At 72.4% G+C, this 439-nt stretch carries 1 protein-coding gene; it reads left to right on the top strand.

The genetic code is table 11. The features are described from left to right. Positions 1-26: 26 nt before the first annotated feature. A partial coding sequence (locus ACLD7X_RS19030; RefSeq protein WP_425625525.1) for an ABC transporter permease occupies positions 27-439 on the top strand: 413 nt, incomplete at its 3' end.

Genomic DNA, 439 nt, shown 5'->3' with positions numbered 1-439 from the left:
CCGCCGCCGCGCGCGCCGCGCTGGACATGCCCCCGCCCCCCGGCGGGTGGCTGGCGCGCCATCCCTATCTGGCGGCATCGCTGGTGCTGGTCGCTGCGGCCACGCTGGCGGGGCTGGCGCTGCCTGCCACCACGGCCTTTCCGCCGGGATGGGAACTGTCGACGGGCGATGCGCTGTCGCGGCTGATCGGCTGGATCAACGTGCATTACTTCGACACGCTGGAGGGCGTGAAGAACGCGCTGCTGGTCCACCTTCTGGTGCCGGTCAAGCGGTTCCTGCTGGGCCTGCCCTGGCTGGGCGTGGCGCTGATCCTTGCCTTTGCGGGCTGGCGTCTGGGGGGCGCGCGGCTGGCGGCACTGGCGGGCATCGTGCCCGCGCTGATCGCCGCCACGGGCCTGTGGGAAGAGGCGATGACGACGCTGTACCTATGCGGGCTGTC

The organism is Aphanothece microscopica RSMan92, assembly GCF_046613545.2.
Classification (GTDB): domain Bacteria; phylum Cyanobacteriota; class Cyanobacteriia; order PCC-6307; family Cyanobiaceae; genus NIES-981.
The sequence above is the reverse complement of the archived record's forward strand: the minus strand, read 5'-3'. Positions and strand labels throughout refer to the sequence as shown.